The sequence below is a fragment of the Micromonospora narathiwatensis genome, assembly GCF_900089605.1.
Taxonomy (GTDB): Bacteria; Actinomycetota; Actinomycetes; order Mycobacteriales; family Micromonosporaceae; genus Micromonospora; species Micromonospora narathiwatensis.
The window spans coordinates 2,291,628-2,318,376 of sequence record NZ_LT594324.1 but is presented as its reverse complement, the minus strand read 5'-3'; the positions used below and the strand labels follow the sequence as shown (position 1 = coordinate 2,318,376).

24 protein-coding genes and 1 pseudogene are annotated in these 26,749 nt (G+C 73.2%); 16 read left to right on the top strand and 9 right to left on the bottom strand.

The annotated features are described in order from the left end of the window. Nucleotides 1-221: 221 nt before the first annotated feature. Genes GA0070621_RS10010 through GA0070621_RS29485 form a run of 3 tightly spaced genes read left to right on the top strand, consistent with a single transcriptional unit; the run spans nt 222 to nt 1,671 of the window. A complete protein-coding gene (locus GA0070621_RS10010; protein WP_091193777.1) occupies nt 222-1,313 on the top strand; it encodes a sensor histidine kinase in 1,092 nt (363 codons plus the stop codon). Next, a complete protein-coding gene (locus GA0070621_RS10005) occupies nt 1,310-1,507 on the top strand; it encodes a roadblock/LC7 domain-containing protein (protein ID WP_091193775.1) in 198 nt (65 codons plus the stop codon). The genes GA0070621_RS10010 and GA0070621_RS10005 overlap by 4 nt, the downstream gene beginning before the upstream one ends. A gap of 2 nt (nt 1,508-1,509) precedes the next feature. After that, nucleotides 1,510-1,671: a hypothetical protein gene (locus GA0070621_RS29485; RefSeq protein ID WP_157739922.1), complete on the top strand. Its 162-nt coding sequence runs from the start codon at nt 1,510-1,512 to the stop codon at nt 1,669-1,671. Between the two features lie 103 nt (nt 1,672-1,774). Here GA0070621_RS29485 and GA0070621_RS30760 read toward each other — a convergent pair. Next, a pseudogene (locus tag GA0070621_RS30760) lies at nt 1,775-2,899 on the bottom strand (RNA-guided endonuclease InsQ/TnpB family protein). 113 nt (nt 2,900-3,012) lie between these two features. On the opposite strand from GA0070621_RS30760, the gene GA0070621_RS09995 reads away from it, so the two are divergent. The 10 genes from GA0070621_RS09995 (at nt 3,013) to GA0070621_RS09950 (ending at nt 12,259) form a co-directional block, all read left to right on the top strand. After that, nucleotides 3,013-3,348: a DUF742 domain-containing protein gene (locus GA0070621_RS09995; protein WP_091193772.1), complete on the top strand. Its 336-nt coding sequence runs from the start codon at nt 3,013-3,015 to the stop codon at nt 3,346-3,348. Then, entirely contained in the window at nt 3,341-3,958 is a 618-nt protein-coding gene (locus GA0070621_RS09990) for an ATP/GTP-binding protein (RefSeq protein ID WP_167666759.1), read from the top strand. The genes GA0070621_RS09995 and GA0070621_RS09990 overlap by 8 nt, the downstream gene beginning before the upstream one ends. Nucleotides 3,959-4,211: 253 nt before the next feature. After that, nucleotides 4,212-5,525, top strand: coding sequence for a DegT/DnrJ/EryC1/StrS family aminotransferase (locus tag GA0070621_RS09985; protein ID WP_091193766.1), 1,314 nt, complete (start codon nt 4,212-4,214; stop codon nt 5,523-5,525). Next, nucleotides 5,522-6,706 (top strand): MFS transporter, encoded by a 1,185-nt coding sequence (locus GA0070621_RS09980; protein ID WP_091193763.1) that lies wholly within the window; start codon nt 5,522-5,524, stop codon nt 6,704-6,706. Before GA0070621_RS09985 ends, GA0070621_RS09980 begins: the two co-directional genes overlap by 4 nt. Then, entirely contained in the window at nt 6,703-7,668 is a 966-nt protein-coding gene (locus tag GA0070621_RS09975) for a sulfotransferase domain-containing protein (RefSeq protein WP_091193760.1), read from the top strand. The genes GA0070621_RS09980 and GA0070621_RS09975 overlap by 4 nt, the downstream gene beginning before the upstream one ends. Nucleotides 7,669-7,672: 4 nt before the next feature. Continuing rightward, entirely contained in the window at nt 7,673-8,503 is an 831-nt protein-coding gene (locus tag GA0070621_RS09970; protein ID WP_091193758.1) for an SDR family NAD(P)-dependent oxidoreductase, read from the top strand. A 36-nt stretch (nt 8,504-8,539) separates the two neighbouring features. Beyond that, nucleotides 8,540-9,379 carry a class I SAM-dependent methyltransferase gene (locus GA0070621_RS09965; protein WP_091193755.1) on the top strand — a complete coding sequence of 280 codons (840 nt, stop codon included), beginning with the start codon at nt 8,540-8,542 and terminating at the stop codon, nt 9,377-9,379. A gap of 19 nt (nt 9,380-9,398) precedes the next feature. Next, a complete protein-coding gene (locus GA0070621_RS09960; RefSeq protein ID WP_091193752.1) occupies nt 9,399-10,274 on the top strand; it encodes a family 3 encapsulin nanocompartment shell protein in 876 nt (291 codons plus the stop codon). Nucleotides 10,275-10,286: 12 nt separating this feature from the next. Next, on the top strand, nt 10,287-11,570 hold the full coding sequence (locus GA0070621_RS09955) for an NAD(P)/FAD-dependent oxidoreductase (RefSeq protein ID WP_091193749.1): 1,284 nt from the start codon (nt 10,287-10,289) through the stop codon (nt 11,568-11,570). Then, on the top strand, nt 11,567-12,259 hold the full coding sequence (locus GA0070621_RS09950; RefSeq protein WP_091193746.1) for an aspartate/glutamate racemase family protein: 693 nt from the start codon (nt 11,567-11,569) through the stop codon (nt 12,257-12,259). Before GA0070621_RS09955 ends, GA0070621_RS09950 begins: the two co-directional genes overlap by 4 nt. 6 nt (nt 12,260-12,265) lie before the next feature. On the opposite strand, the gene GA0070621_RS09945 is transcribed toward GA0070621_RS09950, so the two are convergent. The 4 genes from GA0070621_RS09945 to GA0070621_RS09930 all read right to left on the bottom strand — a co-directional run bounded on the left by GA0070621_RS09945 (nt 12,266) and on the right by GA0070621_RS09930 (nt 14,907). Then, nucleotides 12,266-13,144, bottom strand: coding sequence for an SDR family NAD(P)-dependent oxidoreductase (locus GA0070621_RS09945; RefSeq protein ID WP_091193744.1), 879 nt, complete (start codon nt 13,142-13,144; stop codon nt 12,266-12,268). A 204-nt stretch (nt 13,145-13,348) separates the two neighbouring features. After that, nucleotides 13,349-13,720 carry a hypothetical protein gene (locus GA0070621_RS09940; RefSeq protein ID WP_091193742.1) on the bottom strand — a complete coding sequence of 124 codons (372 nt, stop codon included), beginning with the start codon at nt 13,718-13,720 and terminating at the stop codon, nt 13,349-13,351. A 47-nt stretch (nt 13,721-13,767) separates the two neighbouring features. Then, entirely contained in the window at nt 13,768-14,385 is a 618-nt protein-coding gene (locus tag GA0070621_RS09935) for a helix-turn-helix domain-containing protein (RefSeq protein ID WP_091193740.1), read from the bottom strand. Between the two features lie 84 nt (nt 14,386-14,469). Further along, nucleotides 14,470-14,907, bottom strand: a complete 438-nt coding sequence (locus tag GA0070621_RS09930) for a glutaredoxin domain-containing protein (protein ID WP_091193737.1) — start codon at nt 14,905-14,907, stop codon at nt 14,470-14,472. 169 nt (nt 14,908-15,076) lie between these two features. On the opposite strand from GA0070621_RS09930, the gene GA0070621_RS09925 reads away from it, so the two are divergent. Beyond that, nucleotides 15,077-15,541, top strand: a complete 465-nt coding sequence (locus GA0070621_RS09925; protein WP_091193736.1) for a hypothetical protein — start codon at nt 15,077-15,079, stop codon at nt 15,539-15,541. A 73-nt stretch (nt 15,542-15,614) separates the two neighbouring features. Here the strand turns inward: GA0070621_RS09925 and GA0070621_RS09920 are convergent, their stop codons facing one another. Then, nucleotides 15,615-18,410, bottom strand: coding sequence for an FAD-binding and (Fe-S)-binding domain-containing protein (locus GA0070621_RS09920; protein WP_091193734.1), 2,796 nt, complete (start codon nt 18,408-18,410; stop codon nt 15,615-15,617). A 185-nt stretch (nt 18,411-18,595) separates the two neighbouring features. Between GA0070621_RS09920 and GA0070621_RS09915 the strand changes: the two genes are divergently transcribed. After that, nucleotides 18,596-19,450, top strand: coding sequence for a S1 family peptidase (locus GA0070621_RS09915; RefSeq protein ID WP_091193731.1), 855 nt, complete (start codon nt 18,596-18,598; stop codon nt 19,448-19,450). Between the two features lie 77 nt (nt 19,451-19,527). Here the strand turns inward: GA0070621_RS09915 and GA0070621_RS09910 are convergent, their stop codons facing one another. The 3 genes from GA0070621_RS09910 to GA0070621_RS09900 are packed head-to-tail and all read right to left on the bottom strand — an operon-like array spanning nt 19,528 to nt 22,080. After that, nucleotides 19,528-20,322 carry an ABC transporter permease gene (locus GA0070621_RS09910; protein ID WP_091193729.1) on the bottom strand — a complete coding sequence of 265 codons (795 nt, stop codon included), beginning with the start codon at nt 20,320-20,322 and terminating at the stop codon, nt 19,528-19,530. Continuing rightward, on the bottom strand, nt 20,319-21,119 hold the full coding sequence (locus tag GA0070621_RS09905; RefSeq protein ID WP_091193726.1) for an ABC transporter permease: 801 nt from the start codon (nt 21,117-21,119) through the stop codon (nt 20,319-20,321). Before GA0070621_RS09905 ends, GA0070621_RS09910 begins: the two co-directional genes overlap by 4 nt. After that, complete coding sequence (locus tag GA0070621_RS09900; protein ID WP_091193723.1) at nt 21,112-22,080, bottom strand: ABC transporter ATP-binding protein; 969 nt, start codon at nt 22,078-22,080, stop codon at nt 21,112-21,114. The genes GA0070621_RS09905 and GA0070621_RS09900 overlap by 8 nt, the downstream gene beginning before the upstream one ends. A 282-nt stretch (nt 22,081-22,362) precedes the next feature. On the opposite strand from GA0070621_RS09900, the gene GA0070621_RS09895 reads away from it, so the two are divergent. Then, on the top strand, nt 22,363-26,730 hold the full coding sequence (locus GA0070621_RS09895) for a peptidoglycan-binding domain-containing protein (RefSeq protein ID WP_091193720.1): 4,368 nt from the start codon (nt 22,363-22,365) through the stop codon (nt 26,728-26,730). The last annotated feature ends 19 nt before the right edge of the window (nt 26,731-26,749 follow it).

The following is a 26,749-nucleotide window of genomic DNA, read 5'->3' as shown; positions in this document are numbered from 1 at the left end:
GCCGATGTAGCAATCGTGATCGCGCGGCGAGGTAGGCAGGGTAATCCTGCCAAGTTGACCGTGGACGTTGCGAACGGCACATAAAGGATGGTTGACTGCTGCACCATGCCAGAGCCGATGATCACGGACAGGCCGGTAATTTCGTGAGAAGCACCGACATCGTGCCAGTGTCGTCGGCGGATCGACGCCGAGCCGGCTGGCGGCAACGAGCGGCGCGCTGGTTGGACCCGACGGTCGCCCATTGGTCCGTCGCGCCACAAGGGACACCCCAGCCCCCGCCCCCGCCACCCGAGGAACCCGCGCCCGACCCCTGGCCGGCGATCTGCGAGCAGTTCGCGCTGCGGGTCCTCGCCCTGGCCTACCAGGTGGGCTCGCACCTGGCGGCCGTCGAGGCCGACGAGCAGGACCCGGACCGGCTGGAACGGCTCTACCGGATCGACCACGCGAACACCCGCATCCGCCGGCACGCGGAGAACCTGCAGGTCCTGCTGGACCGCCGGGTCGAGGACCCCGACCCGCGGACAGTCACCCTGGTCGACGTGATCCGGGCGGCCACCTCGGCCGTCGAGCACTACCCCCGCGTCCGGGTGGGACACGTGGTGGAGCTGGCGGTGGTCGAGTTCGCCGCCGACGACCTGATCCGGGTGCTCACCGAACTGCTGGACAACGCCAGCCGGTTCTCCCCGCCCGCCGCCCCGGTGCTCGTCTCCGCGTTCATCACCGAGGACGGCGGCGTCCTGCTGCGGATCGAGGACGCCGGCGTGGGTCTCCATCCCGACCAGCTCACCCAGCTCAACGCGCTGCTCGACGGCCAGCCGGCCAGCCCGGTCACCCTCGACCCGACCGCCCACCTCGGGCTCGCCGTCGTCGCCCACCTGGCCGTCGCCCACCAACTGCGGGTCACCCTCACCAACCGGCCCTCGGGCGGCACCACGGCGACCGTGCTGGTCCCGGGCGCGCTGCTCTGCGAGATCCCGGCCGAGCCGGGCCCCGACTCCGCGCCGCCGTCGCCGGCCCGGCCCGCCGGCGCGACCGACCGACGAAGTACGCCGACGGCCGCGCGACGCGGCAGCGCCCACTCGCCGACCGTACGCCTGGCCGCGCTGGGCACTCCGGCCACCGAGCAGCAGCAGCCGGAGCCCGGCCTGCCCACACGCGTGCGGCGCACGGTCCGCGACGAGGCCGCCGCGATGCCGCGCCCGCCGGCCGACGCCGGAGCCGGATCCCCGCCCGAGGCGTGGCCGGACGAGACGGCGGCGTTCGCCGCTGGTGTCGGCGACGCCCGGAACACCACCGCCGAAGGACGACAGTGACCCACGCACACCCGGGCGACGGCACCGGCCAGGGGCTGCCCGGCTGCGCCTGGCTGGTCCGCCAGTTCGCCGAGGACGTTCCCGGGGTCACCCACGCGATCCTGATGTCGCTGGACGGTCTGCAGCTCGCCGCGTCCGACAGCGTCGGCCGGGACGCCGGCGACCGGCTTCCCGCGCTGACCGCGGGCTGTTGAGCATGGCCGACCACGGCGCCGCGCTGCTGGACCTCGGCGCCTCCGAGTACCTGACCGTCCGGCTGCCCGCAGGCACCTGCTGTTCATGCGGGTCGGCGGTGGCCACCGCCCCCGGCTGCGACCTGCGGGTCGTCTCGTACCGGTTGACATCCTCTCGGCCCTGAAGGGACCGGGATTCCCACGGTCGCCCACGGGGTTTCCTGTTTCATCGCCGACTGCCTTTCCGGGAGGTTTCCCTTGAGGTCTTACCTCAGCTCCGCAGGCGTTTTACCTCTCCACCAGCCCGGCGGCGAGAATGTTCTTGGCAGCGTTGATGTCCCGGTCATGCTCAGCCCCGCAGCCGAGGCACGTCCAGACGCGGTCGTTGAGGGCGAGAGTGTTGTTGACCTGTCCGCACGTGAAGCAGGTTTTGGACGACGGATACCACCGGTCGACCGGTATCACCTCACGGCCGTACCACCGGGCCTTGTACTCCAGCATCGTCCGGAACTGGGACCAGGCCGCGTCGGAGATGACACGAGCCAGACGCCGGTTACGGAGCATGTTGCGCACGCTGAGGTCCTCGATCACGACCGTTTGGTTCTCGCGGACGAGTCGAGTGGTCAGCTTGTGCAGGTGGTCCCGCCGCCGGTCGGCGATACGGGCATGAATCCGGGCCACCGTGAGCCGGGCCTTGGCCCGGTTCGCGGAGTCCTTCTGTTTGCGAGCCAGGTTCCGCTACGCCTTGGCGAGCTTGCGCTGGTCGGTCTGTCCGTAACGCGGGTTGGTGACCTTGCCCTGTTCGTCGCTCATCCCGGGGATCGGGTGGGACAGGGTGAGCAGGCTGGTGATCCCCGCGTCCACGCCCACCTCCGTCGTGACCGGCGGCAGCGGCGCCCCGGTCGGGTCCTCGATCAGGATGGAGACGAACCACCGGCCGGCAGGGTCGCGGGACACGGTGACCGTGGACGGCTGCGCACCCTCGGGCAGTGGCCGGGACCAGACGATGTTCAGCGGGGGGTTCATCTTGGCCAGGGTGCGCTGACCGTTACGCCAGCAGAACGCGGAGCGGGTGAACTCCGCCGACGCCCGCGACTTGCGCTTGGACTTGAACCTCGGATACCGGGCCCGCTTGTCCCAGAACGCCGTGAACCCGGCCTGCAGATGCCGCAACGTCTGCTGCAACGGCACCGACGACACCCCGTTCAGAAACGCCAACTCATCGGTGCGTTTCCAATCGGTCAACCAGGCGGACGACTGCCCGTACGTAGTGTGCTGACCGTCAACCGACCGCGCCCGCGTACGAGCATCCAACGCCCGGTTGTACACCACGCGCACACACCCGAACGTGCGATTCAGCAGCTCCGCCTGTTCAGGCGACGGGTAGAAGCGGTATTTGTACGCCCGCTTCACCACCTCACCCACGCCCCACACCCTAACGACCGTCCATGTAAGACAAATATTGAGGGGAGGGAGCGGCGTTTCCTCCCGGCCGTAAACAGCCAGGTTTCCACGCCGCGACTCTGATGACCTACTGGAAGGTACGGCCGTACGTGCTGACCACCGGCCGGACCCGCACCCGGGCGCCGCTGCTGGTGCACACCCTGGTCTCGGTGCCGTACTACGACGCCGTCTTCGCCTCGGGTCTGCTCCCCGAGGCCAGGACGCTGTACGAGCAGGCCCGCGGGGCGGCGCGCTCGGTGGCCGAACTCTCCGCGGTCTGCCGGATGTCCCTGGGGGTGACCCGGGTGGTCGTGGACGACCTCGCCTCCACCGACCGGCTGCTGATCCACGCCGACCACCACAATGTCGACTTCCGCCTTCTGGAGAGACTGCGCGATGGCCTCCGCGAGCTTGCCTGACACCCCGCCGCAGACCTCGGCGAAGATCGTCATCGCGGGTGGCTTCGGTGTCGGCAAGACCACCTGCGTACGGTCCGTCTCGGAGATCCCTCCGATCAACGCCGAGGCGTGGACGACCGCAGCCGGCGAGACCGCCGACCGGTTGGACGAGAGGACCACCACCCTTGCGCTGGACGTCGGACGGCTGACCATCGGCCCCGACCTCGTGCTGTACCTGTTCGGCGCGCCCGGCCAGCCCCGGCTCGACCCGATCCGGGACGACCTGTGCCGGGGCGCCATCGGCACGCTGGTACTCGCGGACGCCCGCGATTTGGCCGCCTCGTTCCCGGCGGTCAACTACTTCACGCGGGACAGCGAGGTGCCGTTCGCGGTCTGCGTGAACCGCTTCGACGGGGTGGCGCACCACCCGCTCGACGAGGTCCGCGCGGCGCTCGCGCTGCCCGTCGGCGTACCCCTGACCGCCTGCGACGCCCGGGACCCGTCGTCGGTGGCCCGGGCGTTGGCGACGGCGGTGGAGCACACCATGTCCCGCACCGCCCGACCCAGCCCGGGCGCACGGGTCGCGCGGCGCGTCCGGGCCGCCCGCGACGTCCGTTTCCGGTCTGCGTAAACGATACTTCGCTATTGACGGTCGTCACCAGAGCCACAAATAAATAGACGCACGGTTGACGACTCGGGTCGCGTAGGGCAATCATGTTGGTCACTGGATCTACGGCACCACCAACGTCGGATCTGGTGGCATTCCCTGCCCGTCGGCGGGATCGCGGCGGGCCCGCGACCGCCGGGCGACCGCGCCCGGAACACAGCCCGCAAATCCTGTCGCCTTAATAGGAATTGCCGCCGCGTGCCCGAGGAGTCCGCCGGTGAACGGGAACAACGAAGCTCCCGCGCCGACCCGGCCAATGCCGGTGTCACACGGCGCTGATCTGGACAGACAGCTCGCCCTCCACGGGGGCGTACCGGTCCGCCGCGCGCCCTGGCCCACCTACGACAAGGGCGCGGTCTTCATACACCCCGACGACGAGCAGGCCGCTTTCCGAGCTGTCCGAAGTCACCTCTACTTCCGTTACGACCACCGTCCGCAGAACGAAACCGAATGCGGCCGGTTCGAGGACGAGTTGTGCCGCTATTTCGGCACCCGGCATGCCCTCGCCGTCTCCAGCGGCACCGCCGCCCTGGCGCTGTCCGTCATGGGCGCCGGGGTCCCGGCCGGATCATTGGTCGCTTGCCCGGGATTCACTTTCGTCGCCACCCCCAGCGCCATTGTCATGGCCGGCTGCCGACCATTTCTGATCGAGGTCGACGACGACCTGCGGATGGACCTGGACGACCTGCGCCGCCGGTGGCATCCCGACATCCGGGGCATCGTGGCGGTGCACATGCGCGGGTTCGCCGCCGACGTCGAGGCCCTCGCGGCGTTCGCCGCCGAGATGCGGGTACCGCTGATCGAGGACGCCGTACCCGCCCTCGGCGCGGAACTCAACGGCCGCAAGCTGGGCACCTTCGGCACCGCCGGGGCGTTCAGCACCCAGTCCGACAAGGCGCTCAACTGCGGCGAGGGCGGCTTCCTGGTCACCGACGACAGCACCCTGTTCGCCCGGGCGGTCGCCCTGTCCGGGGCGTACGAGGGCCGGCTGCGCCGGCACTTCGCCGGCGCCGAACCGCCGCTCAGCGGCCTCGACCTGCCCCTGCTCAGCCTGCGCATGGACGAGATCCGCGCCGCCCTGCTGCGCGCCGAACTGACCCGGCTGCCCCAGCGGCTGGCCCTGTTCCACCGCAACTACGCCCACGTCGCCACCGCCCTGGCCGACCTGCCCGGCATCGCGATCCGCCGGCCGGTCGCGCCCGGGGCGTACCTCGGGGAGGCGTTCGTGTTCCGGGTGCCCGACGGCGACGCCGGCTGGTTCGCCCGCGCGCTGCGGGCCGAGGGCTTCGACGCCCGCAACATCGGCGCCGACGACGACCTCAACGTCCGGGCCTTCTGGAACTGGCGGTTCCTCTACCACACGGCCGACCCCGGGGAGATCCGGGCCATGCTGCCGCGCACCGCGCGGCTGCTGACCGAGACCGTCGACGTGCCGCTGTCGTCCAACCTCACCCTCGACGACTGCGACGACCTGATCCGGGCGGTACGCAAGGTCGCCGCCGGCCACGGCGTCGCGCTGGCCCGGCCGTGACCGCCGCGGACACCCGCGAGGCCACCCTGCCCCGGCTGGCGCTGGTCGGCATCTTCGGCGGCCTCTTCGCCGGCTACGTCGGCCTCACCGCGGTGATCCCCGTGCTCCCCGCCTTCCTGCGCGAACGCCACCACAGCGGGGACCTCGTCGTCGGGCTGGTGGTCACCGTGACCGCGGTGACCGCGCTGCTCGTCCGCCCGGTCGCCGGTTCCCTCGCCGACCGGTACGGCCACCGCGCGGTCATGCTGGTCGGCGCGCTCGTGGTGGCCACCGGCGGCCTGCTCTACCTGGCCCCTCTGGGCGTGCCCGCGCTGGTGACGGTCCGGCTGCTGCTCGGCACCGGCGAGGCCGCGCTGTTCACCGCCGGAGCGGTGTGGACCGTCCACCTCGCGCCCCACCACCGGCGCGGCCAACTCATCGGCCTGTACGGGGTCAGCATGTGGGGCGGGATCTCCGCCGGCACCTTCCTCGGCGCCACCGTCGGGCAGTTCGGCTACCCGGCGGTGTGGGCGCTCGCCGCAGCCGCGCCGCTGCTCGCCGCCGCCCTGGTCGCTCTCGTACCGGCGCCGGCCCGGACCGTGCCCCCGTCCCGGGGCGGCGGGCTGCTGCTGCGGCCCGCGCTGGCACCCGGCGTCGCGCTCGCCTTCGGTGCCGCCGGGTACGCCGGCCTTGCCGCGTTCGTCGTGCTGCACCTGGACGCCCGGGGCATCGGATCCGGCGTGCTGGTGCTGAGCTGCTTCAGCGCCGTCTACGCCGGCACCCGCCTGGTCATCGGCCACCTGCCCGACCGGCTCGGCCCCCGGCGGGTGGCCGCCTGGTGCGGCGTCGGCGAGGCGTTCGGCCTGCTGGTCATCGCCGTCGCGCCGAACCTCCCGATCGCCGTGGCCGGCAGCATCGTCATGGGGATCGGGTTCTCCCTGCTGCACCCGTCGCTGGCGCTGATGGTGATGAACCGCGCCGACCCGGCCCGGCAGGGCGCGGCCATCGGGGCGTACACCTCGTTCTGGGATCTCGGCCTGGCGGTGTGGGGGCCGGTCACCGGCCTGGTCGCCGCCGGCCTCGGCTACCCGGCGGTCTTCGCCGCCGGCGCGGCCTGCGCGGCCGTGGCGGCGGTGATGGCGCTGCGCATCGGCCGGTTGGAGCCTCACGCGGCCGCCGAGCGTAGCGAGGTGGTCGCATGAGCGAGCGGTTGACTGTCCTCAGTGTCACGGGCTGGTGCCGCAACGGCAGCACCATCATCGGCAACGTCCTCGGCGAGGTGCCCGGCTTCCTGCACGTCGGCGAGCTGCACTTCCTGTGGAAGAACGCCACCGGCCGGGGCGTGAACGACCGCTGCGGCTGCGGCAGCCCGCTGACCCGCTGCCCGCTCTGGTCCGAGATCCTGCGCATCGGCCTGCCGCCGGACGGCTCGCTGGACGCGCACGCCGCCGCCGTCATCCGGCGCCAACGCACCCGGGTACGCACCCGGCACACCTGGCGGGTGCTGCGCCGGGGCGCGTACGACGAGGAGATCCGGGCGCACGCGGCGCTGATGGGCGCGGTCTACCGGGGCGTCGCCGGGCGGACCGGCGCTCGGGTGATCGTGGACAGCACCAAGATCCCCGGCGAGGCGGCCCTGCTGCCGCAGGTTCCCGGCGTCACCGCGTACTGGCTGCACCTGGTGCGCGATCCCCGGGCGGTGGCGCACTCCTGGCGGGAGCCGAAGGAGTACGTCTACGCCATGTCGGCGGCGCGCAGCACCGGGTACTGGCACGGCTTCAACCTCGCCTCGACGGCCATCACCCGCCGGCACCCGCAGCGGTCGATGTTCCTGCGCTACGAGGAGTTCACCGCCGACCCGGCCGGCACCGTCGACGCGCTGCTCCGGTTCGTCGACGCCGACCCGGCCGGCAACCCGGTCCGCGACCGCACCGTCGCACTGCGCCCCAATCACACCGTGACCGGCAACCCGGACCGGTTCCGTACCGGCCCGACCCGCATCCGGGACTCCGACGACGCCTGGCGGGGCACCCTGACCCGTGGCCAGCGGTTCGCCGCCACGGCGCTGGCCTGGCCGCTGTTCGGCCGCTACGGCTACCGGGACGCGCCGCCCGGCGCCGGCCCACGACAGGACGACGGCACACCGGCCGGGACGGGGAGGTAGCGACGTGGATCTCGGACTCAAGGGACGGGTGGCGGTCGTCGCGGGCGGCACCAGCGGCATCGGGCTGGCCTGTGCGAAGGAGTTCGCCGCCGAGGGCGCGCACGTGGCGGTCTGCGGCCGCGACCCGGACCGGCTCGCCGACGCCGAACGCGAACTCGCGCGGGTCGCCACCGGCCGGGTCAGCGTCGCCGGGGTCGACCTGACCGACACCGCCGCCGCGGCGCGCTGGATCGACCGGGTCGCCGCCGATCTCGGCGGCCTGCACGTGCTGCTGGTCGGCGGCGGCAGCCCGCCGATCGGCACCGCCACCGCGTTCGGGCCGGACGACTACCGGGCCGCCGTGGACCGGGTGCTGCTGCCCGCGGTCGGGCTGTCCCTGGCCGCGCTGCCGCACCTGCGCGCCGCCGGTTGGGGGCGGCTGCTGCTCGTCGCCTCCGAGACCGCCTGCGTACCGATCCCGCCGCTGGTGCTCTCCGGGATCACCCGGGCGGCGCTGGTCCGCTTCGCCCAGGGGCTCGCCGTCGACGTCGGCCGCGACGGCATCACCGTCAACGTGCTCGCCCCCGGTGGCGTACGCACCCCGCCGATGGAGCGGGCCGCGGCCCGGCTGGCCGGCGAGGACGGCGACGTGGAGGCCCGGTTGCGCGCCATGGGACACCACAGCGCGCTCGGCCGGCTGGCCCGCCCCGAGGAGGTCGCCGCCGTGGCCGCCTTCCTGGCCAGCGAGCGGGCGTCGTACGTGACCGCCGGGGTGCACCTGATCGACGGCGGCGCCGGCGTCACCGGGCCCGACCTGCCGCACCTCACCGGGGTCCGCACGGACACCTACGCCTGACCCCGCCGACCCACCGTCGCACGAAGGAGTGCACCCATGGCCACGACCAGCCAGTTCACCGAGCGGGACGTCTCCGAGTTCTTCGACCGGACCACGCAGACGTACCTCAGTTTCTGGAACAGCGAGGGCGTGCTGCACACCGGCTACTTCGCCGACGACGCGGACACCGACTACCACGCGGCGGCCGACCGTACCTCCGACATCCTGGCCGCCGATGCCGGCATCGACGCCACCGCGAACATCCTCGACGTCGGCTGCGGCTGCGGCAATTTCCTGCTCCGCCTCGCCGAGCGGACCGGGTGCCGCGGCGAGGGCCTGGACCTGAGCATCGAGCGGGTCCGCTTCGCCCAGGGCAAGCTCGCCGAGCGCGGCGGCGGACCGCGCCTGGCGTTCCGACACGGCTCGGCCACCGCCCTGCCGTACGCCGATGGCGCCTTCACCCACGTGGTCAGCCAGGACGCGCTGTTCCTGGTGCCGGAGAAGCCCCGCAGTCACGCCGAGATGTTCCGGGTGCTCGCCCCCGGCGGGGTGCTGGCCTTCTCCGACTTCCTGCAGCCGAAACCGGAGATCGGCGACGCGGCCCGCCGGCACGTCTACGACCGGGTGCGCTGGAACGGCGGCTACTCCCTCGACGGCTACCGCCGGGCCCTCGAGGCGGCCGGCTTCGTCGACGTCACGGCGCGCAGCCTCGACGCGCACATCCGGCAGACATACCGGGTGCTCGGGCGCACCGCCCGGGAGCGGGCCGCCGGCACCGACGACGAGGCGGCGCGGAGCTGGATCCTCAACTTCGCCGACTCCTGCGACGAGATCCAGGCCGCGATCGACCGGGGCGAGTTCGGCTGGGGCATGTTCGTCGCCCGCCGGCCGGCCTGACGGAAGGGGATACCGGACCATGCAGCGCACCGACGCCGTCAAGCGGACCATCGCCGAGGTGGTCGCCGAACGGAAGACCCAGATGTCGCCCGGTGGACTCTTCGTCGACGCGTTCGCCAAGGACGGCTTCGACACCCGCGTCGACTACGACGTCACCATCACCGACTCGCTGACCAGTTCCCGGCGCAAGCCCCGCTACCCGTCCCGGAACATGCTCAAGGTGGTGGACCTCTCCCGGGACCCGCAGGAGTTCTACTGGCACGAGAGCCCGCCCCGGCCCGGCGACCCCGCCGTCGACGGCGCGGACCTGCGGCGGGAGGCGGCCAACCACTTCCACCGCTCCCCCGTCCCGCCGCTGCTCACCACCACCGCCTGGGTACAGGTGCCGGACACCCTCTGGGACGACCCGACCAGCTTCGAGCAGTTCATCAACTACCGCCTCGTGGTCCGCCTGGCCACCGCCGAGAACCACACCATCCTGCGCGGCGAGGGCGGGCTGCTGAACATGCCGGACATCGGCCGGCTCACCGACCCGGGGCCGTTCGCGTCCACCATCCTGGCCGCCTGCAACGAGGTCGAGCAGATGGGCAGCACCGCCGACGGGCTGATCATCAACCCGGCCGACTACTACCGGCTGCTCGGTTCCGGGCAGCTGATGCGCGACGTCGAGGAGAACGGCGTCTTCATCGTGCGTACCCGGCTGGTCGACCCGGGCACCGCGATCGTCGGGGACTTCGGCCACGGCGCGCTGCTCTTCGACGCCGGAAGGTCCACCATCGGGTTCGCCGAGCCGCCGCCCGGCACCTTCGCCGAGCCCGGCGTGGCGCTGCGCGCCGAGATCTGGGAGCGGGTCGTGGTCAACCTGCCCACCTGTTTCTTCGTCGTCACCCTCTGACCGGAGGCAGCGATGGCGACGACGCCCGCCCGGCACGACCCCGACGTCCTGGTCATCGGCGCGGGCGTCGTCGGTCTGTTCTGCGCCTGGTTCCTGCGCCAGGCCGGGCACACCGTCACCGTGGTCGACCGGCACGAGGTCGGCGACCCGGCCGCCTGCTCGGCCGGGAACACCGGCTTCGTCGGCACCCAGGGCTCCGCGCCCCTCGCGGAGCCGGGCGTGGCGGCGAAGGGGTTGCGCTGGCTGCTCGACCCGGAGAGCCCGTTCCACGTCCGGCCGCGCCGGGACGCCGGGCTGCTGGCCTGGCTGTGGCACTTCCGGCGGCACTGCACCGAACGGCACGCCCGCGCCGGGTTCGAGGTGCTGCTCGCGCTCAAGCAGCGCAGCCTGGCCATCCTCCGCGAGGTCTGCGCCGACGGTGACCTCGCCGACACCCTCACCGCCCGCGGCATGGTGCTCGCCTGCAGGACCGAGCAGGGGTACGCGCAGGCCCGTCGCGGCATCCCCGCCGCCGTGGAGCGGGGCGTGCCGCTGCGCGAACTCGACCGGGCGGAACTGGCCCGGCTGGAACCCGGGGTGGACTTCGCCATCGCCGGGGCGCTGCTCAACGAGGAGGGCGCCGCCCTACGCATCCCCGCGTTCCTGCTCGGGTTCGCCCGGTTGCTGCGCGAGCGGGGCGTGGAGATCGTCACCGGCACCGAGGTCCGCGACTTCGAGGTGACCGGCCGGCGGGTACGTGCCGTCCGGACCAGCCGTGGCGACCTGCACCCGACCGAGGTGGTGATCGCCGCCGGGGTGTGGTCCGCGGCCTGCGCCCGTACGCTCGGCGTCGGGCTGACGCTGCAACCCGCCAAGGGCTACACGGTCACCGTCCCGGCCGGACCGGGCACCCCCAGGCTGCCGATGCTGCTCAGCGAGGGCAAGGTGGCGGTCATGCCACTGGGCGACCGGATCCGGGTCGGCGGCACCCTGGAACTGTCCGGCCTCGACAACTCCGTGTCGCCGCGCCGGGTCGACGGGATCCTGCGCACCGTGCGGTCGTACCTGCCGGGGCTGGACACCGACCGGCGGCTGCACGTGTGGAGCGGGTTGCGCCCCTGCACCCCGGACAGCCTGCCCCTGATCGGCCGGGCCGGGACGTACCGCAACGTCAGCGTGGCGACCGGGCACGGCCACATCGGGATGGGGCTGGCGCCGGCCGGCGGGCGGCTGCTCGCCCAGCTCCTCGACGGCAAGGATCCCGACCTGCCGCTGGAGACGTTCGCCCTGGACCGCTTCGGAAGGGGACGCCGGTGAGCGACGCCGCGATCGGGGTGCTCTGCCTCCAGACCAGCTTCGACAAGATCCCCGGACACATCCGCAACCCGGCGACCTTCGACTTCCCCGTCGTCTACCGGGTGGTCGAGGGCGCCACCCCGCGACGGCTGGTCCGCGAGGCCGACCCGACCCTGCTGGAACCGTTCGTCACCGCCGCCCGGGACCTCCAGGCGGCCGGCGTCGCCGGCATCACCGGGGCGTGCGGCTTCCTCGTGCTCTTCCAGGCCGAACTGGCCGCCGCGGTCGACGTGCCGCTGTGGTCCTCCAGCCTGATCCAGCTGCCGATGGTGCACCGCATGACGGACCGGACGGTTGGGCTGCTGGTCGCCGACGAGCGGGCCCTGAGCCCCCGGCACCTCGCCGCGATCGGCGCCCACGACCTACCGGTCGCGGTCACCGGCATGGCCGACCAGCCGGAGTTCCGCGAGGTGATGCTGGAGGGACGCCGCGACCGGCTCGACGTCGACCGGCTCGCCGCCGAGGTGGACGACCGGGTGGACGCCCTCGCCCGGACCCATCCGGACCTGGGCGCGCTGGTGATCGAGTGCACCGACCTGGTGCCGTTCGCGCACCGGATCCAGGCCCGGCTCGGCGTGCCGGTGTTCGACATCGTCACCCTCACCCGGATGCTGCACGCCAGCGTCACCCGCCGCCCGTACGGGCGGTGACCGTGGTCAGGCGGTGACGCGGGCGCTGTCCCCGGCGGTCGCGGCGAACGAGGTGCCGCTGACCATCCGCGCCTGGTCGGAGGCGAGGAACACCACCAGCGGTGCCACGTCGGTCGGCTGCACCCAGGGCACCCCCAGGGGGGTTCTCGCCCGCAGCATCTCGACCATGGTGCGCTCGTCGGCGCCGGGGTCACCGGACGGCGTCCGCCCGCCCTCGACGAGCGCCTGCGCGTACCGGTCCTCGTGCCGGGTCAGGGTGGTGTCCACCAGCCCGGGGATGACCGCGTTCACGGTGATCCCGTATCCGCCCAGCTCCAGCGCGGCCGACTTCACCAGCCCGAGCAGCCCCCACTTCGACGCCGAGTAGGCCGACCCGTTCCGGGTGCCGTGCTGCCCCTGGGTGGAGGACGTCACGATGATCCGCCCGCCGCCGCGGCGTACCAGCAGCGGGGCGAAGACCCGCAGCACGTTCGCGGTGCCGGTCAGGTTGACGTCGACCTGGTCGTGCCAGTCCGCGTCGGCCATCTCCAGCAGCGGCTTGAACGCCTGGATGCCGGCGTTGGCGAAGAGCACGTCGACACCGCCCCGGTCCCGCTCGACCGCCTCGGCGACCGCCCGGACGGCACCGATGTCCCGCTGATCGGCGACGTGCCCGGACCAGCGTCCGCCGGCCGCGGTGACCAGCCGGCCGGTCTCGGCCAGGTCCTCCGGGGTGGCGGGCGGGAAGTCGAGGATCGGGCTGACCGGCCCGGCGACGTCCAGGCCGGCCACGTCCGCGCCGGCTTCGGCGAGCGCCACGGCCGCCGCCCGGCCGATGCCGCGCGCGGCTCCGGTGACGACGGCGACCCGTCCGGTCAACGGCCGCGCCGGCGCCCCTGGCGACATCGCTGCCCCACCCCCACACCACCGTGGCCCGGTACGTCCGCCGGAAGCCGTCGTCACCCGCACCGTAGCCCGGGCGGCCCGTCCCCCACCGGGGTTCGACCGGCGGGCACGCGTTCGGTTGGCATCCTCGCGGTGGCCAGGCTCAGTCGTTGCCGCATGCCGGTGGAGAACCCGCCGACCCGGCGATGGGCAGCCGCTCCCCGGTCACGACCGGCCCGCCGTCGCGTGCCGGATCGCCTCGACGAGCCTCGGTGCCGCCGGATCCGACAGCACGATCTCGTCGAACTCGGTGTTCGCGGCCGACCTGTCGAGCGTCAGGTGCAGGCCGGGTTCGCCCCGGCGGGCCGAGACGAGTTGGCGGGGACCACCGAAGACGCCCCAGACACCGATCTTGAGGAAGCCGGAGACGGCGAGGCCCCGCCGGGCGCCCCGGGCCAGCCGCAGCGGCTGGTCGACGCAGGCCACCTGTCGTACGGCGGCCAGCGGGACGGTCAGCTGGTCGCGGCTGAGCCAGAGTCGCTCGCCGGGGCTGAAATGGATGTCGATCTGCTCGCCGGTGACGGCCAACACGGCCATGGGGAACTCCTTCCGTCGGGCCCGGGTCGGCGGGCCGAGGGTGGTGGTCAGTGCGGGTCGGCGTCGTCGGGTGATCCGGTTGCCGGTTCGGCGGCCGGCTGCGGCGCGGCGGAGCTGGTGTCGGACGCCGGCTCGGCCGGCATCAGGACGGTGGCCAGCAGGCGAGCCACCCGCCCGGGGCCGGGTCGGTTGGCCAGTCGCGGTGCGATCACCCCGGCCAGCTCCGCGGCGAACTCGGCGAACTCCTCGTCGGAGAGGTGCAGCACCACCTGCTGGTAGCCGACGCCGTCGGCGACCAGGTCGATCCGGTCCCGGGACAGATACCGGGAGAACTCCGCGAGCAGGCTGGACACGAACGCGGTGAACCACCGCCCGTGATCCTCGGCGTTGGCGTCGGCGAGATCCGCCGGCCCGAGCGCCGCGCCGTGGGCGGGCAGGGTGTACACCCGCTCGACGGTGCCGCGCACCTTCCGCTCCTCGACCACGTCGAGGAGTCCGCCCGCCACGAGCGCCGCCACGTGCCGGTAGATGGTGGCCTGCGGCACGTCCGGCAAGGCAGCGGCAAGGTCGCGAGTGGTACGGCGGGCACCGGCGACTGATCGCAGGATCCGGATCCGCACCGGATGCAGCGCCAGTCCCGCCCAGCGGTCGGCCGACGAGGTCATGCCCTAGACATTATCATTCTCGATAATGAGAACTATAGCCCCTCGACTCACGTCTCGGTCCCCAGTGGATCCGCTGGATGATGCTCAGACGGGTGACGACGGTGAGGTCAGCCGCTGTAGCAGCCAGGCCGGCTCCGGGTTCACCGCCGCCTCGCCGCGCGCCACCACGGTCGGCACCGTCTCGTCGCCCCCGGTGATGGCCCGCACCGCGGCGGCTCCGGCCGGGTCACGCCAGATGTCGACCCAGTGCACCTGACCGGCCCGGCCACCGAGCCGCCGCCGAAGCCGCAGGCAGTACCGACAGCCGGGCCGCCAGTACACGATCGGCCGGCCGTCCCGGGCGCTGCGTTCCTGTGCCTGCGCGGCGGTCAGCGACCTCGGGAACACCAGCGGCGAGAACAGGACGGCCAACGCCGCGAAGATGAGGAACTCGACGACGGCGACCCACGGCTGGTCCTGGGTGGCCACCACGAGCAACCCGCATGCCAGCATGACGCCCGCCAACCACCAACTCCGCAGCACGCCGCCGAATGCTACGCCACCGGGCCGTCTCCCCCCTCGCCGTCGGCCTCCGGTGCCGCGACCGCATCCGCGCCCACTCGCCCGCTCGCGGACAGTCGCCATTGGATACCTCGTCCTACCATTGAGGATAGTCCGATTCACAGAACGGCTTGATCGAGCGGGAGCGCCAGTGGCCGGTGACATCGTGCAGATTCTCAGCCTGGTTGCGGTTGTTGTCACACTCTACTTCGCGGCCGCGCAGACGAGGAAACTCGAAAAGCAGGTAAACATCGCCAACCTCTTCAGCAGGTACGAGGTGCTGAATCATGCGAGCGAACGTTACGACTCTGCGCTTGCCCTGATTTTCCAGCGGCCAGAACTCCGCCCATACCTATTCGAACGCAGGCCACTCGACCTTTCCGGCGAGGAACTGGCTCGCGCCCTGACCATCGCCGACCTGATGGCGGGAGCGGTCGACTATGCCGTACGGGTTGGCTCCCGGTTCCCGGACGATGCACGATCGGATTGGACGAAGGTTGCCGAAGTGATGGCGAAACAGCCGCTGTTCCAGCGGATTGTCAATGAGCAACCGCACCATTTTCCGGACCTCGGGAGGTTTTTTGCGGCAGCCACCGCGCCCAGCTCGACCACCTGAGTAGCTCCGACCAGCTTGCCGTGGCCGTTGCCCACGTACAGCCCCGCCGGCAGCGGTGCCCGAAGGCGAACCACTAGGCGGTGGCGTCGGCGAGCAGCTCCAACAGGTGGCGGTACGGCTGCCCGGTCGACCGGGCCATCCCGATCTCACAGGTGCGGTTCACCGAGGCGTACCCGTCGAAGGAACGGCCGGCGACGGCGTCGGCCTCGGCCCGGGTGGCCGAGGCGGTCAGCTCGGGATGCAGCAGCCCCCGGTCGCCGGCGAAGCCGCAGCACTGCCAGCCCTCGGGCACCACCACTTCGTCGGCAACCGCCCGGGCCACGGTGAGCAGCGCCTCGTCCAGCCCGAGCCGGGTGGACGAGCAGGTCGGGTGCAGGGCGAGCGAGCCCAACCGGCGCCGGACGGTGAGCCGGGGCAGCAACTCCGTGGCGACGTACCCGACGGCGTCGACCACCCGCAGCCCACCGGCGTCGGCGAGCAGTTTGGCGAAACCCTCGGTGCAGGAGGCGGCATCGCTGACCACGGGCAGCGCGCCGTCCCGGCTGGCCGCCCGCAGCGCCGCCGGCACCCGGTCGCGTACCGCCTGGTAGCCGGCGGTGAGGCCCTTGGACGACCAGGGCGTGCCGCAGCACATGCTCGCCACCCCGTCGGGCACGAGCAGGCGCAGCCCGGCCCGCTCGGCGAGGGTGAGCAGCGCGGCGGCGACGCCCGACCCGCCCTCGGCCGGCGCGAACAGCGTGCCCAGACAGGACGGTACGAAGACGGCGTCCGGATCGTCCACCGGGCGGGGGCGACGCGCCGTGCCGCCCCGGGGCAGGTCCCGCCGCCACTGCGGCACCCGCTCCACGCCGAGCACCGCCCGGGCCGCCCGGGTGCCGGCCTCCGGCAACGCGGGCGGCAGCGCCCCGGCCAGGTTCAACCCACCCGCAATGCCCCTGGTGGCCGCGCCCCACCGGTTGGCCGCCCCGCGCCAACCGGCCTGCGCGACCCGACCGACACGCTCGGTACGCAGCCGCCTCACCAGGTCACCGGTGTTGATCAGCACGGGGCAGGCGGTGGCGCACATGCCGTCGACGGCACAGGTGTCCACCGCGTCGTACCCGTACGCGGCCGTCAGCTCCCGGACCAGTGCCTGGTCACCGGCGGCGCGGGCGGCGGCGATCTCCCGACGCAGCACGATCCGCTGGCGGGGCGTGGTGGTCAGGTCGCGGCTGGGGCAGACCGGCTCGCAGTAGCCGCACTCGACGCAGCGGTCCACCTCGGGCTCGACCGTGGGCACGGTCTTCAGGTGCCGCAGGTGGATCTCGGCGTCGTCGCTGAGCAGCACCCCGGGGTTGAGCACGCCGTCGGGGTCGCAGAGCGTCTTCAGCTCGCGCATCACCGCGTACAGCTCGTCGCCGAACTGGCGGCGCACGTACGGGGCCATCACCCGGCCGGTGCCGTGCTCGGCCTTGAGCGTGCCGCCGTGGCCGAGCACCAGGTCGACCATCTCCTCGGTGAAGTCGGCGTAGCGCGCCGGGGCCACGCCGCCGGAGAACCGCTCGTTGAGCAGGAAGTGCAGGTTGCCGTCCTTGGCGTGGCCGAAGATCACGCTCTGCTCGTACCGGTGCCGGGCAAACAGGTCGGCGAGCGCGGCGCAGGTGTCGGCGAGCGCCTCCACCGGGACGGCGATGTCCTCCAGCAGCGCGGTGGTGCCGGACGGGCGGGCGCCAGCCACGGCGGCGTAGAGGCCCTTGCGGATGTGCCACAGCGCGGCGCGGGCCGCCGCCTCGCCGCTGAGCCGGGCCGGGGCGGTCAGCGGCAGTTCGGCCAGCACCGGCCGGGCCGCCGCCACCCGCTCGTCGAGCACGTCCGGGTCGGACTCCTGCCACTCGACCAGCAGCGCCGCGTGCTCGCGCACCGCGAGGCCGCGCAGCGCGGCGTCCGCCTTCGGGTCGGCCTGGGCGACCCGCAGCGCGGCGGCGTCGAGCAGCTCGATCGCCGCCGGCCCGGCGGCCACCAGGGCCGGCATGGCCGCCATCGCCGCGCCCAGGGTGTCGAAGACCAGCAGGCCGGTCGCGGCGTGCCGGTGCGCCGGTACGGTGTGGAAGGTCGCCGCCGCCACGAACGCGAGGGTGCCCTCGCTGCCCACCACGAGCCGGGTGAGCAGGTCGGCGGGCGTGTCGTGGTCGAGGAAGGCGTTCACCCCGTACCCCATGGTGTTCTTCATGGCGTACTGGGCGCGGATCCGGCGCACCGAGTCGGGGTTGCCACGGACCCGGTCACGCAGCCGCAGCAGCCCGGCGTACAGCTCGGGTTCGGTGGCCCGCAGCCGGTCGTCGGCGTCCGGGGCGCCGGTGTCCAGCATCGTGCCGCTGGGCAGCACCAGCAGCAGCGACTCCAGGGTCCGATAGGTGTTGAACTCGGTGCCGCAGGTCATGCCGCTGGAGTTGTTGGCCACCACACCGCCGACCGTGCAGGCGGACTCGCTGGCCGGGTCCGGCCCGAGCCGCCGGCCGTACGGGGCGAGCCGGTTGTTCACCTGCCGCAGCACCACCCCCGGTTGCACCCGGACCCGACGGCCCTCGTCGAGGACGGCCAGGTCACGGAAGTGCCGGCGGGTGTCGACCAGCAGCCGGTCGGTGACCGCCTGACCGCTGAGGCTGGTGCCGCCCGAACGGAAGGTCAGCGGGGTGCCGGTGCCACGGCTGTGCCGCAGCAGCGCGGCGACCTGCTCCGCGTCGGCCGGGGCGACCACCGCGGCCGGATGCAGCAGGTAGTGGGAGGCGTCGTGGGCGAGCCCCAGCCGGTCGGCGGCCCGGGTGCGCACACCCCCGGGGACCGCCGCCTCCAGTCCGGCCAGCGCGGCCCTGCTCAGCTCCGATGCCATCGGCGCACCTCCCCCGCCCACACCCTAACCACCGCGGGCCGCCCGGGAACGACCCCTTGCAGGCGCATCGATCCAAGTAGATACTCACCGCTACAGCGTTCGTCGAGGTCAGACCCCGACCCCGCCCCGGCGACCGGCAGGGACGCCGACGCAACCGGCGGCCTTCACCGTCTGAGGAGGAGACCGTGAGAATCCGCCGTAACCGACTGACTCCGCTGCTCGCCGCGACCGTCGGCCTGGTGGCCGCCGGCGCGTTCGCCGTCCCGGCCGCCGCCGCTCCGCCGAGCTACACGGCGGGCCAGCTCGCCCGGGTCGACGCCGCCGTACGGGCCTCCGGCGTCGAGGGCATCGCCTGGCACGTTGACACCGTCTCCGGACGGGTCGTGGTGACCGCCGACGACACCGTCTCGGCCGCCCAGGTCGCCACGCTCAAGAGGAGCGCCGGAGCCGAGGCGGGCGCGATCCGGGTCGACCGGTCCCGCGGCACCTTCCGCCCGCTGCTGTCGGCCGGCGACGCCATCTACGGGGGCGGCTACCGCTGCTCGCTCGGCTTCAACGTGGTCAAGTCCGGCGTGTACTACTTCCTCACCGCCGGGCACTGCGGAAACGTCGTCAAGACCTGGTACACCGACTCCGGCCTGAAGACCCTGATCGGCCCGACCACCGGCTCCACCTTCCCCGGCAGCGACTACGCCCTGGTCCGCTACGACAACACCGGGCTGAGCCACCCCGGCGGTTACACCGCCGCCAACGCGTACGTGGGTGAGGCGGTCAAACGGTCCGGCTCGACCACCGGCACCAAGAGCGGCACCGTTACGGCCCTGAACGTGACCGTTCGCTACCAGGGCGGCGGTACCGTCCGGGGCATGATCCAAACCACCGTCTGCGCCGAGCCGGGCGACTCCGGCGGCGCGCTCTACGACGGCACCAAGGCGCTCGGCATCACCTCCGGCGGCAGCGGTGACTGCAAGTCCGGCGGCACCACGTTCTACCAGCCGGTGCCTGCGGCGGCCAGTGCCTACGGCGTGACCGTCTACTGATTCACGAGGGCGTGACGGGGACCCGGGCCGTCGCCGGCGACGGCCCGGGTCCCCGCCGTACGACCGGATCTGCCGGCTCAGCTGCTCGCGCCGGAGTAGGAGCGCAGCGAACGCCGCCAGGCCACGGTGGCCACGACGACCGCGCCGACCGCCACCGCCGGGGCGATCAGCAGCAGGTACGGGTCGAGCCGGCCCAGCAGCGCCGCGGCGGGGTACGTGGTCAGGAACGCCACCGGCACCACCGTCAGCACCGCCTGCGCGGGGTTGCGGTACAGGTCCACCGGGAAGCGGGACAGCTCGACGAAGGCGTACGAGACCCGGTCGAGTTCCTCGGCGGCGACCAGCACCACGGAGAGCGCCATCAGCACCACCGTCAGCGCGTACATCAGCAGGATCGCGCACGCCAGCAGCAGCAGGAACGAGCCCAGCGCGGCCACCGACACCCCCCGGTCGGACCGGACGAGCCCGACCGTGGCCAGGGTCAGGCCCAGCACCGGGTCGAGCAGGTTGTTGACCCGGATCTGCCGCAGGCTCACCAGCAGCTGCGCGTCGAACGGCTTGGTCAGCAGGAAGTCGAGCGTGCCCCGCCGCACGTAGTCGGTCATCCGCTCCAGGTTCGGTTGCAGCAGCGCCTGGCGTAGGCCGTTGATCGCGAAGAACAACCCGATGACGACCAGCACCTCGGCGTGCGTCCAACCCGCCACCGCGCCGGTGAACCGGAAGTAGACCGACGCGCCGGCCGCCGCCCACACCATCCAGAACGTACTGAGCAGGATGTTGGAGACGAAGTTGAGCCGATACTCCACCTCGCCGGCCACCGCCGCCCGCCAGCAGATCCCCAGGATGCGGGCCTGCCGCGCCCACCGGCTCATCCGGCCACCGCCTGGTAGCGCCGCACGCCCCGCCGCCAGGCGACCCGGTAGAGCAGGCCGAACACGGCCAGCCAGCCGAGCCCGACGGCGAACCCGTACGCCGCCTGGCCCGCGTCGAGGCGGCCCATCAGCAGCTCCACCGGGAAGCCCATGGCGGTACGGAACGGCAGCACCAGCGCCGCCGTACGCAACCAGTCCGGCATCAGCGCCAGCGGCGCGACCCAGCCCGAGGCGAACGAGCCCAGCCCCCACCACAGCAGCCACACGTTGGACGCCTGGGTGCTCCAGAACCCGATCAGGGCGAACGTCGACGCCATGACCAGGCTGAGCGCGTACGCCAGCACCACAGCGGCGGCGACGGCGACCAGCCGGCCGGGCGTGACCGGGTAGTCCAGGCCGGGCACGAGCAGCGCGGCGAGCACCAGGGCCGGCACCAGCATCGTCAGGAACAGCAGGCGGTGCCCGAGGTCGCCGCTGGCGTACTGGTGGAAGGGGTGCACCGGGCGCAACAGCCGCACGGACAGGTCCCCGCTGCGCAGGTCCGCGTCCCACTGCCACACCACCCGGTCGCCGGTGAGGTTCCACAGCAGGGTGGCCGCCGCGTAGTAGGACAGGAAGTCACCGGTGCTCCAGCCCGCGGGCGGGCCGCCCTCGGCCACGACGGTGAGCCACACCGCCATCATCAGCAGCGGGAAGAAGACGGTGAGCACCGACAGCGCGATCCGGCCCCGGTAGGTCACCGCGACCAGCGTCGCGCTGCGCACGAGCGCGGGATACGCGGTCAGCACGTCACGCATGGGCGAAGACCGCCCGGATGATGTCCTCCACCGGCGGGTCCTCGATCGCCACGTCCTCGACCGGCAGGGTGGTCAGCAGCCGGGCCGCGATCGCCGCCGTCTCGGCCCTCGGTACCGCCAGGGTGACCACGGCCCCGTCGACCGACGACAGCTCACCGAGACCGACCCAGGTCTCCGCCGGGACGGCCGCCCGCAGGGTGACCCGGACCAGCCGGTGCGGCGAGTGGGCCTCGACCAGCGCGGCGAGGTCGCCGTCGAAGCGCAGGGCACCGTCGTCGATGACCAGCACCCGGCGGGCCAGCGCCGTCACGTCGCCCATGTAGTGGCTGGTGAGCAGGACGGTCGCGCCGTGCCGGGCGTTGTAGTCGCGCAGGAACGTGCGTACCGCCGCCTGGCCGTTGACGTCCAGGCCGAGCGTCGGCTCGTCGAGGAAGAGCACGTCCGGCCGGTGCAGCAGCGCGGCGGCCAGTTCGCAGCGCATCCGCTCGCCCAGGCTGAGCACCCGGACCTGTTTGTCGAGCAGCGCCTCGATGTCGAGCAGGGTGGCCAGCTCGGCGAGCGCCGACCGGTACGGGCCCTCCGCGAGCCCGTAGATCGCCCGGTTGACCTCGAAGGCGTCCGCGGCCGGCAGATCCCAGAACAGGGAGTTGCGCTGGCCCATGACCAGCGAGATCCGGCGCAGGAACGCGGCCTCCCGGTGATGCGGGGTGTGCCCGAGCACCCGTACGGTGCCGGCGGTGGGATGCAGCAGGCCGGTCAGGCACTTCAGCGTGGTCGTCTTGCCGGCACCGTTCGGGCCGAGGAAGCCGACCACCTCGCCGGTGGGAATGGTGAAGCTGACCCGCTCGACCGCGCGGACGGTGACGTGCTCGCGCCGGAACAGGGCGCGCAGCGAGGCGCCCAGCCCGGGTGGCCGCCGGTGCACCCGGAAGTGCTTCGCCAGCTCGTGCACCTCGATCATCGCCCGACCCTAACCGGACGGCACCCGGGAGCGACAACGGAATTTCGGCGGCCGTGCCTTAGCGCCTGCCCGGCGGCCGGGGCAATCGACCGTCGGGTCTCCGTCACCGGAAAGGCCTGAGTGGACGTTCACCCCGGACGGTCGGATCGGGCCGGCGCGTCGTCGGCCGATGGTTGTCATCCGGCACGGCGGAACCTTCGCGCTGTTGCGCCGTAGGCGGGGCGCGACGCGGCGACTTCAATCGAGACCCGGACACCACGGCCGAGGCGAAGGGAACCTTGCATGACCGCTCCGACCGGCCTGCCCCTCGTGCTCTGCGGCCCGATCGTGCGCCGGGTCGACCCGACGAGCGTCACCGTCTTCGTCGCCCTGCGCGCCGGTTGCACGGTGACGTTGAGCGTCTTCGCGCTCGGGCCCGCGCCCGGCTACGCCCGGGGCGCCACCGTCGGCACCGGGACCCGGGCCACCGTACGGCTCGCCGACCGGCTGCACGTCGTCGCGGTGACCGTCACCGGGGTGACCCTGCAACCGGGCACCCTCTACGGCTACGACCTGTCGTTCTCCGGCGGATCCGGCGCGGGCAGCCTCTTCGACGCCGACGTGGTGGCCGCCGACCCGGCCACCGCCCGCGCCGCGCTGACGTACCAGGGCCACCCGCAGGCGCCGGCCGCGACGCCCGCCGTGCCCACCTTCGTCACCCCGCCGACCGACCCGAACCAGCTGCGCATCTTCCACGGCTCGTGCCGCAAGCCGCACGGCGAGGGCCAGGACGCCTTCCCCGTCCTCGACCCGATCATCGCCGCGGCCGGCGGCGATCCGACGCTGCGCCCGCACCAGCTCGTCCTCGGCGGCGACCAGATCTACGCCGACGACGTGGCCGACCCGCTGCTGGCGATCATCCACGGCCACGGCGCCCTGCCACCTGTCGGCAGCGACCCGGCGGTGCCCGCGCACGAGGGGGTGGCCGCCCGGCTGGGGCTGGCGCCGGAGACGATGCCGGTCGGCACCAGTTCGCCGCCGGCCGACGTGACGTACCTGCCGGGCAAGCGGGCCACCACCATGGAGCGGGACGCGAAGTTCACCTCCGGCGCCGCCGACAGCCACCTGATGTCGCTGCGCGAATACCTGTGCATGTACCTGCTGGCCTGGTCGGACGTGCTGTGGCCGGCGAGCTGGCCGAGGTTCGAGCACGTGCTGCCCGCCGACACCCGGATCCTGAAGGACCCGCAGGGCCGCCGGCCCGGCGAGACGGTCTACGACCTGATGCGCGCCGGCCGGGCGTACTCGCCGAGTGCCCAGCAGAAGGAGATCATCGAGCGGTACGAGCGCTGGCAGCGGCAGGGGCTGGCGGTGGCCACATTCCGGACCGGCCTGGCGGCGGTACGCCGACAGCTCGCCAACGTGTCGACGTACATGGTCGCCGACGACCACGAGGTCACCGACGACTGGAACATGACCCGGTCCTGGGTGACCGACGCGGTGGTCAACTCGGCGCTGGGCCGGCGGATCGTCCGCAACGCGATGGCCGCGTTCGTGGTCTTCCAGGCGTGGGGCAACACCCCGGACCGGTTCGCTCCCGCCGGCGACGCCGGGGAACCGGGCCGCACGGCGCTGACCGCGCTGGCCGGCTGGTCGGCCACGCCCAACGACGCCGACGACCTCGCCCTGCGTACCCGGCTCGGGCTGCCGACCGGGGTCACCAAGGAGGGCCGCCTGGTCCGGCCGGCCGGCGCGCTGACCTACCACTACACCGTCACCTGGCCCCGCTACCAGCTCGTCGCGCTGGACACCCGCACCTGGCGGCAGTATCCGGGCGGCAGCGGCAACCCGGGCGGCCTGCTGCTGGACGACCACCCGCTCGACGACATGCTCACCGGCGGCGGAGTCCTCGGCGACGACGCGGTGACCGTGGTCGCCCAGCCGGTCGCGCTGTTCGGCGTACCCATCCTGGAACAGCTCGCCCAGCCACTGGCCAAGGCCACCGCGGGCCGGTGGACCGCCGACGCGGAGGACGCCTGGGTGGCCAGCGACGCCGCCGTGCACAAGATCCTGGCCCGGCTCTTCGCCGCCGCGCCTCCGGACGAGAAGGGGGTACGCCGGCGCCGGCTGGTGCTGCTCGGCGGGGACATCCACTTCGGTTCCGCCGAACGGATCCGCTACTCGGCGACCCTCCCCTACGCCTGCGGACCCGACCCGGCCAAACCGTACGAGGGGGTCAACCGCACCGAGGGGGTGCTCGCCGGCTTCGTGTCCAGCGCGTTCCGCAACGAGGACAAGATGACCCGGCTCCTGCACGACGTCGGGTACGTGCCGCTGCTCGACGTGACCGGCCGGATCGACCTGGTCGGCTGGGCCAACGAGCTGCCCGGCAAGGAGGGGCAGCGGATGCGGGCCGGCGTCCAGGTGACCGTCGGCGCGGACGACACCACCGGCTGGTGGGTGTCCGGCCGGCCTGCGGTCAGCGACATCGACGCGCGCAAGCTGCTCGGCCGGCAACCCGACTGGAACGTGTACGTGCAGTTCCTCCGGCACGACGAGGCCGACCCGACGGTACGCCGCGACGGCGTACCGGAGGCGGTGGTGGACCCGGCCGGCCTGCCCCGCGACCAGGCCCTCGCCCAGTACCTGACCGCCGCCCGCAACCTCGACCACTACAAGGGGTCCTGGGGCAACGGCAAGGAGATCGTCGGGCGCAACAACCTCGGCGAGATCACCTTCACCTGGCCGGCCGGGGAGTGCAAGTCCGCCACCCAGCGGCTCTGGTGGCACCTGCCCGGGGAGAGCCGCGCCGCCGCGCTGAGCACGTACACCGTGGACCTCTCGTTCGGCTGCTCGCTGACCAAGCCGCCGCCGTACGGCGGATTCGTGCTGCGCTCCGGCGACCACGACGCCACGGCCACCGCCAAGGCCCGCTACGACGAGGTGGACCGGCCGGCGAACCTGGTCACCGAGCGCTGGGTCAGCCGCCTCCAGCACGACCTGGCCACGCTCGGCTTCCGCACCCCGGGCGAGCCCGACGGGACGTACGGGATCATCACCTACTGGGCGGTGCGCGAGTTCCAGGCGTACGCCCGGCGGGAGCGGACCGCGGTCGAGCCGGCCGGGGCGACCGCGCCCCGCTGGTCGGACCGGCTGCAACCGGTCGACGTGCCGGAGGCCGAACGCTACCTCGGGCCGATCAGCGGCGTGGCGGACCTGGCCACCCAGGAAGCGATCCAGCACTGGCTGGACAAGCGGTGGCGCTGCCCGGTCGTGGTCGAGTCCTGGCAGGTCTCCGGGGACACCCCGCAACGGCTCGACCAGCCGAACGTCTGGCTCTTCGACGACGTCACCGCCACCGACCGGCGGCTCTACTCCCGGGTGGTCACCGGCCGGCCGGCGGACGCCGGCGCCGCGCCGCCCGGGCACCCGGAGCTGATCCGGCTCGGCGCGTACCACGCGCACGCCACCGACGCGCAGTGGAGCGGACCGGTGCTCGACGGCGAGTCGGAGCTGCTGCCGGAGGCGGTCCTGCCCCGGCCGCAGGGACACGCCACCGGCCCCACCCTGACCGAGCTGGCGGCCACGAGCGCCGGCGGCGGCGACGCCGGTACGCGCGCCGCCCGCCAGCTCTCCACCTTCAAGGTGCTGCGCGCCGTCGCCGAGAACCAGGTGCCCGACGCGGCCGGCGGCTGGCTGGACCGGGTCGCCGCGGACGACCCGGCGGTGCTCCGGTTCGGACCGTTCGGCTGGCGGGCGCACGGGCCGCAGGCCGCCCCCACCACGCTGCCGCCCGCGCTGGACATCAACGCCGAGCCCGGCGAGATGTGGGCGTACCTGGCCCTCCTGCGGGCCACCGATCGGGACGCGTACGACGTCCTCGGCGGGCAGGGCGGCATCAACGCCGTACCCGGCTGGGGCAAGGACGGCGGCGGTCTGCTCCACCCCGAGCTGCGGGTACCGCGGGCCCGGCCGGCCGAGACCGACTCGACCGGCGCGGCCCGCGAGGCCGTGGGCACCACGCTGGAGCTGCTCGGCCTGCGCTCCTGGCACTGGATGCACCGGTACGCGCTGGCCCTGCGCACCCACGACGGCGTCCGTCGCGGCCTGTGGACCCTCGCCCGGCAGCGGCTGCACGACCTGCTCGCCACCGACTGGGACACGCCGGACCCGGCGGTCACCCCGACCGTGCCGAACGTGCCCGGCGCCGACGGCAAGCCCCGCCGGGTCCGCGTCGGCGACCTGTTCACCTCCGAGCGGTCCGTGGCGGCGCTGGCCTGCTGGCAGCAGTACCGGGCGCACCAGCTCGTCGCGGTGGGGCCGCCGGCAACCGGCGCGGAGAAGCCCGAGTTCCGGACCCGTCCCCGGGCCGCCAGCGAGCTGCACACGGTGCTGACCCGGGCGAAGGCGCTCGGCCAGGACTTCAGCGGACCGCCCACCAGCTGGGCCGACGCGCACGAGCTCGCGCTGATCACCGCCGTCGGGCAGGTCGTCGCCACCGACGCGCCGGTGGCCACCGCGCTGACCGCGCTCGACCGGTGGCCGGCCTGGCCGACCGGGCACCGCTACACGCTGCCCGTCGCGGCGCTGCCCGTGGCCGAGCAGACCCTCTCGGCCGCCCGCAACTCGCTGCGGCTGGACCTGAGCGACCTGCCGAGGGTGACGGCATGACCGGCGGCACGAAAGGACC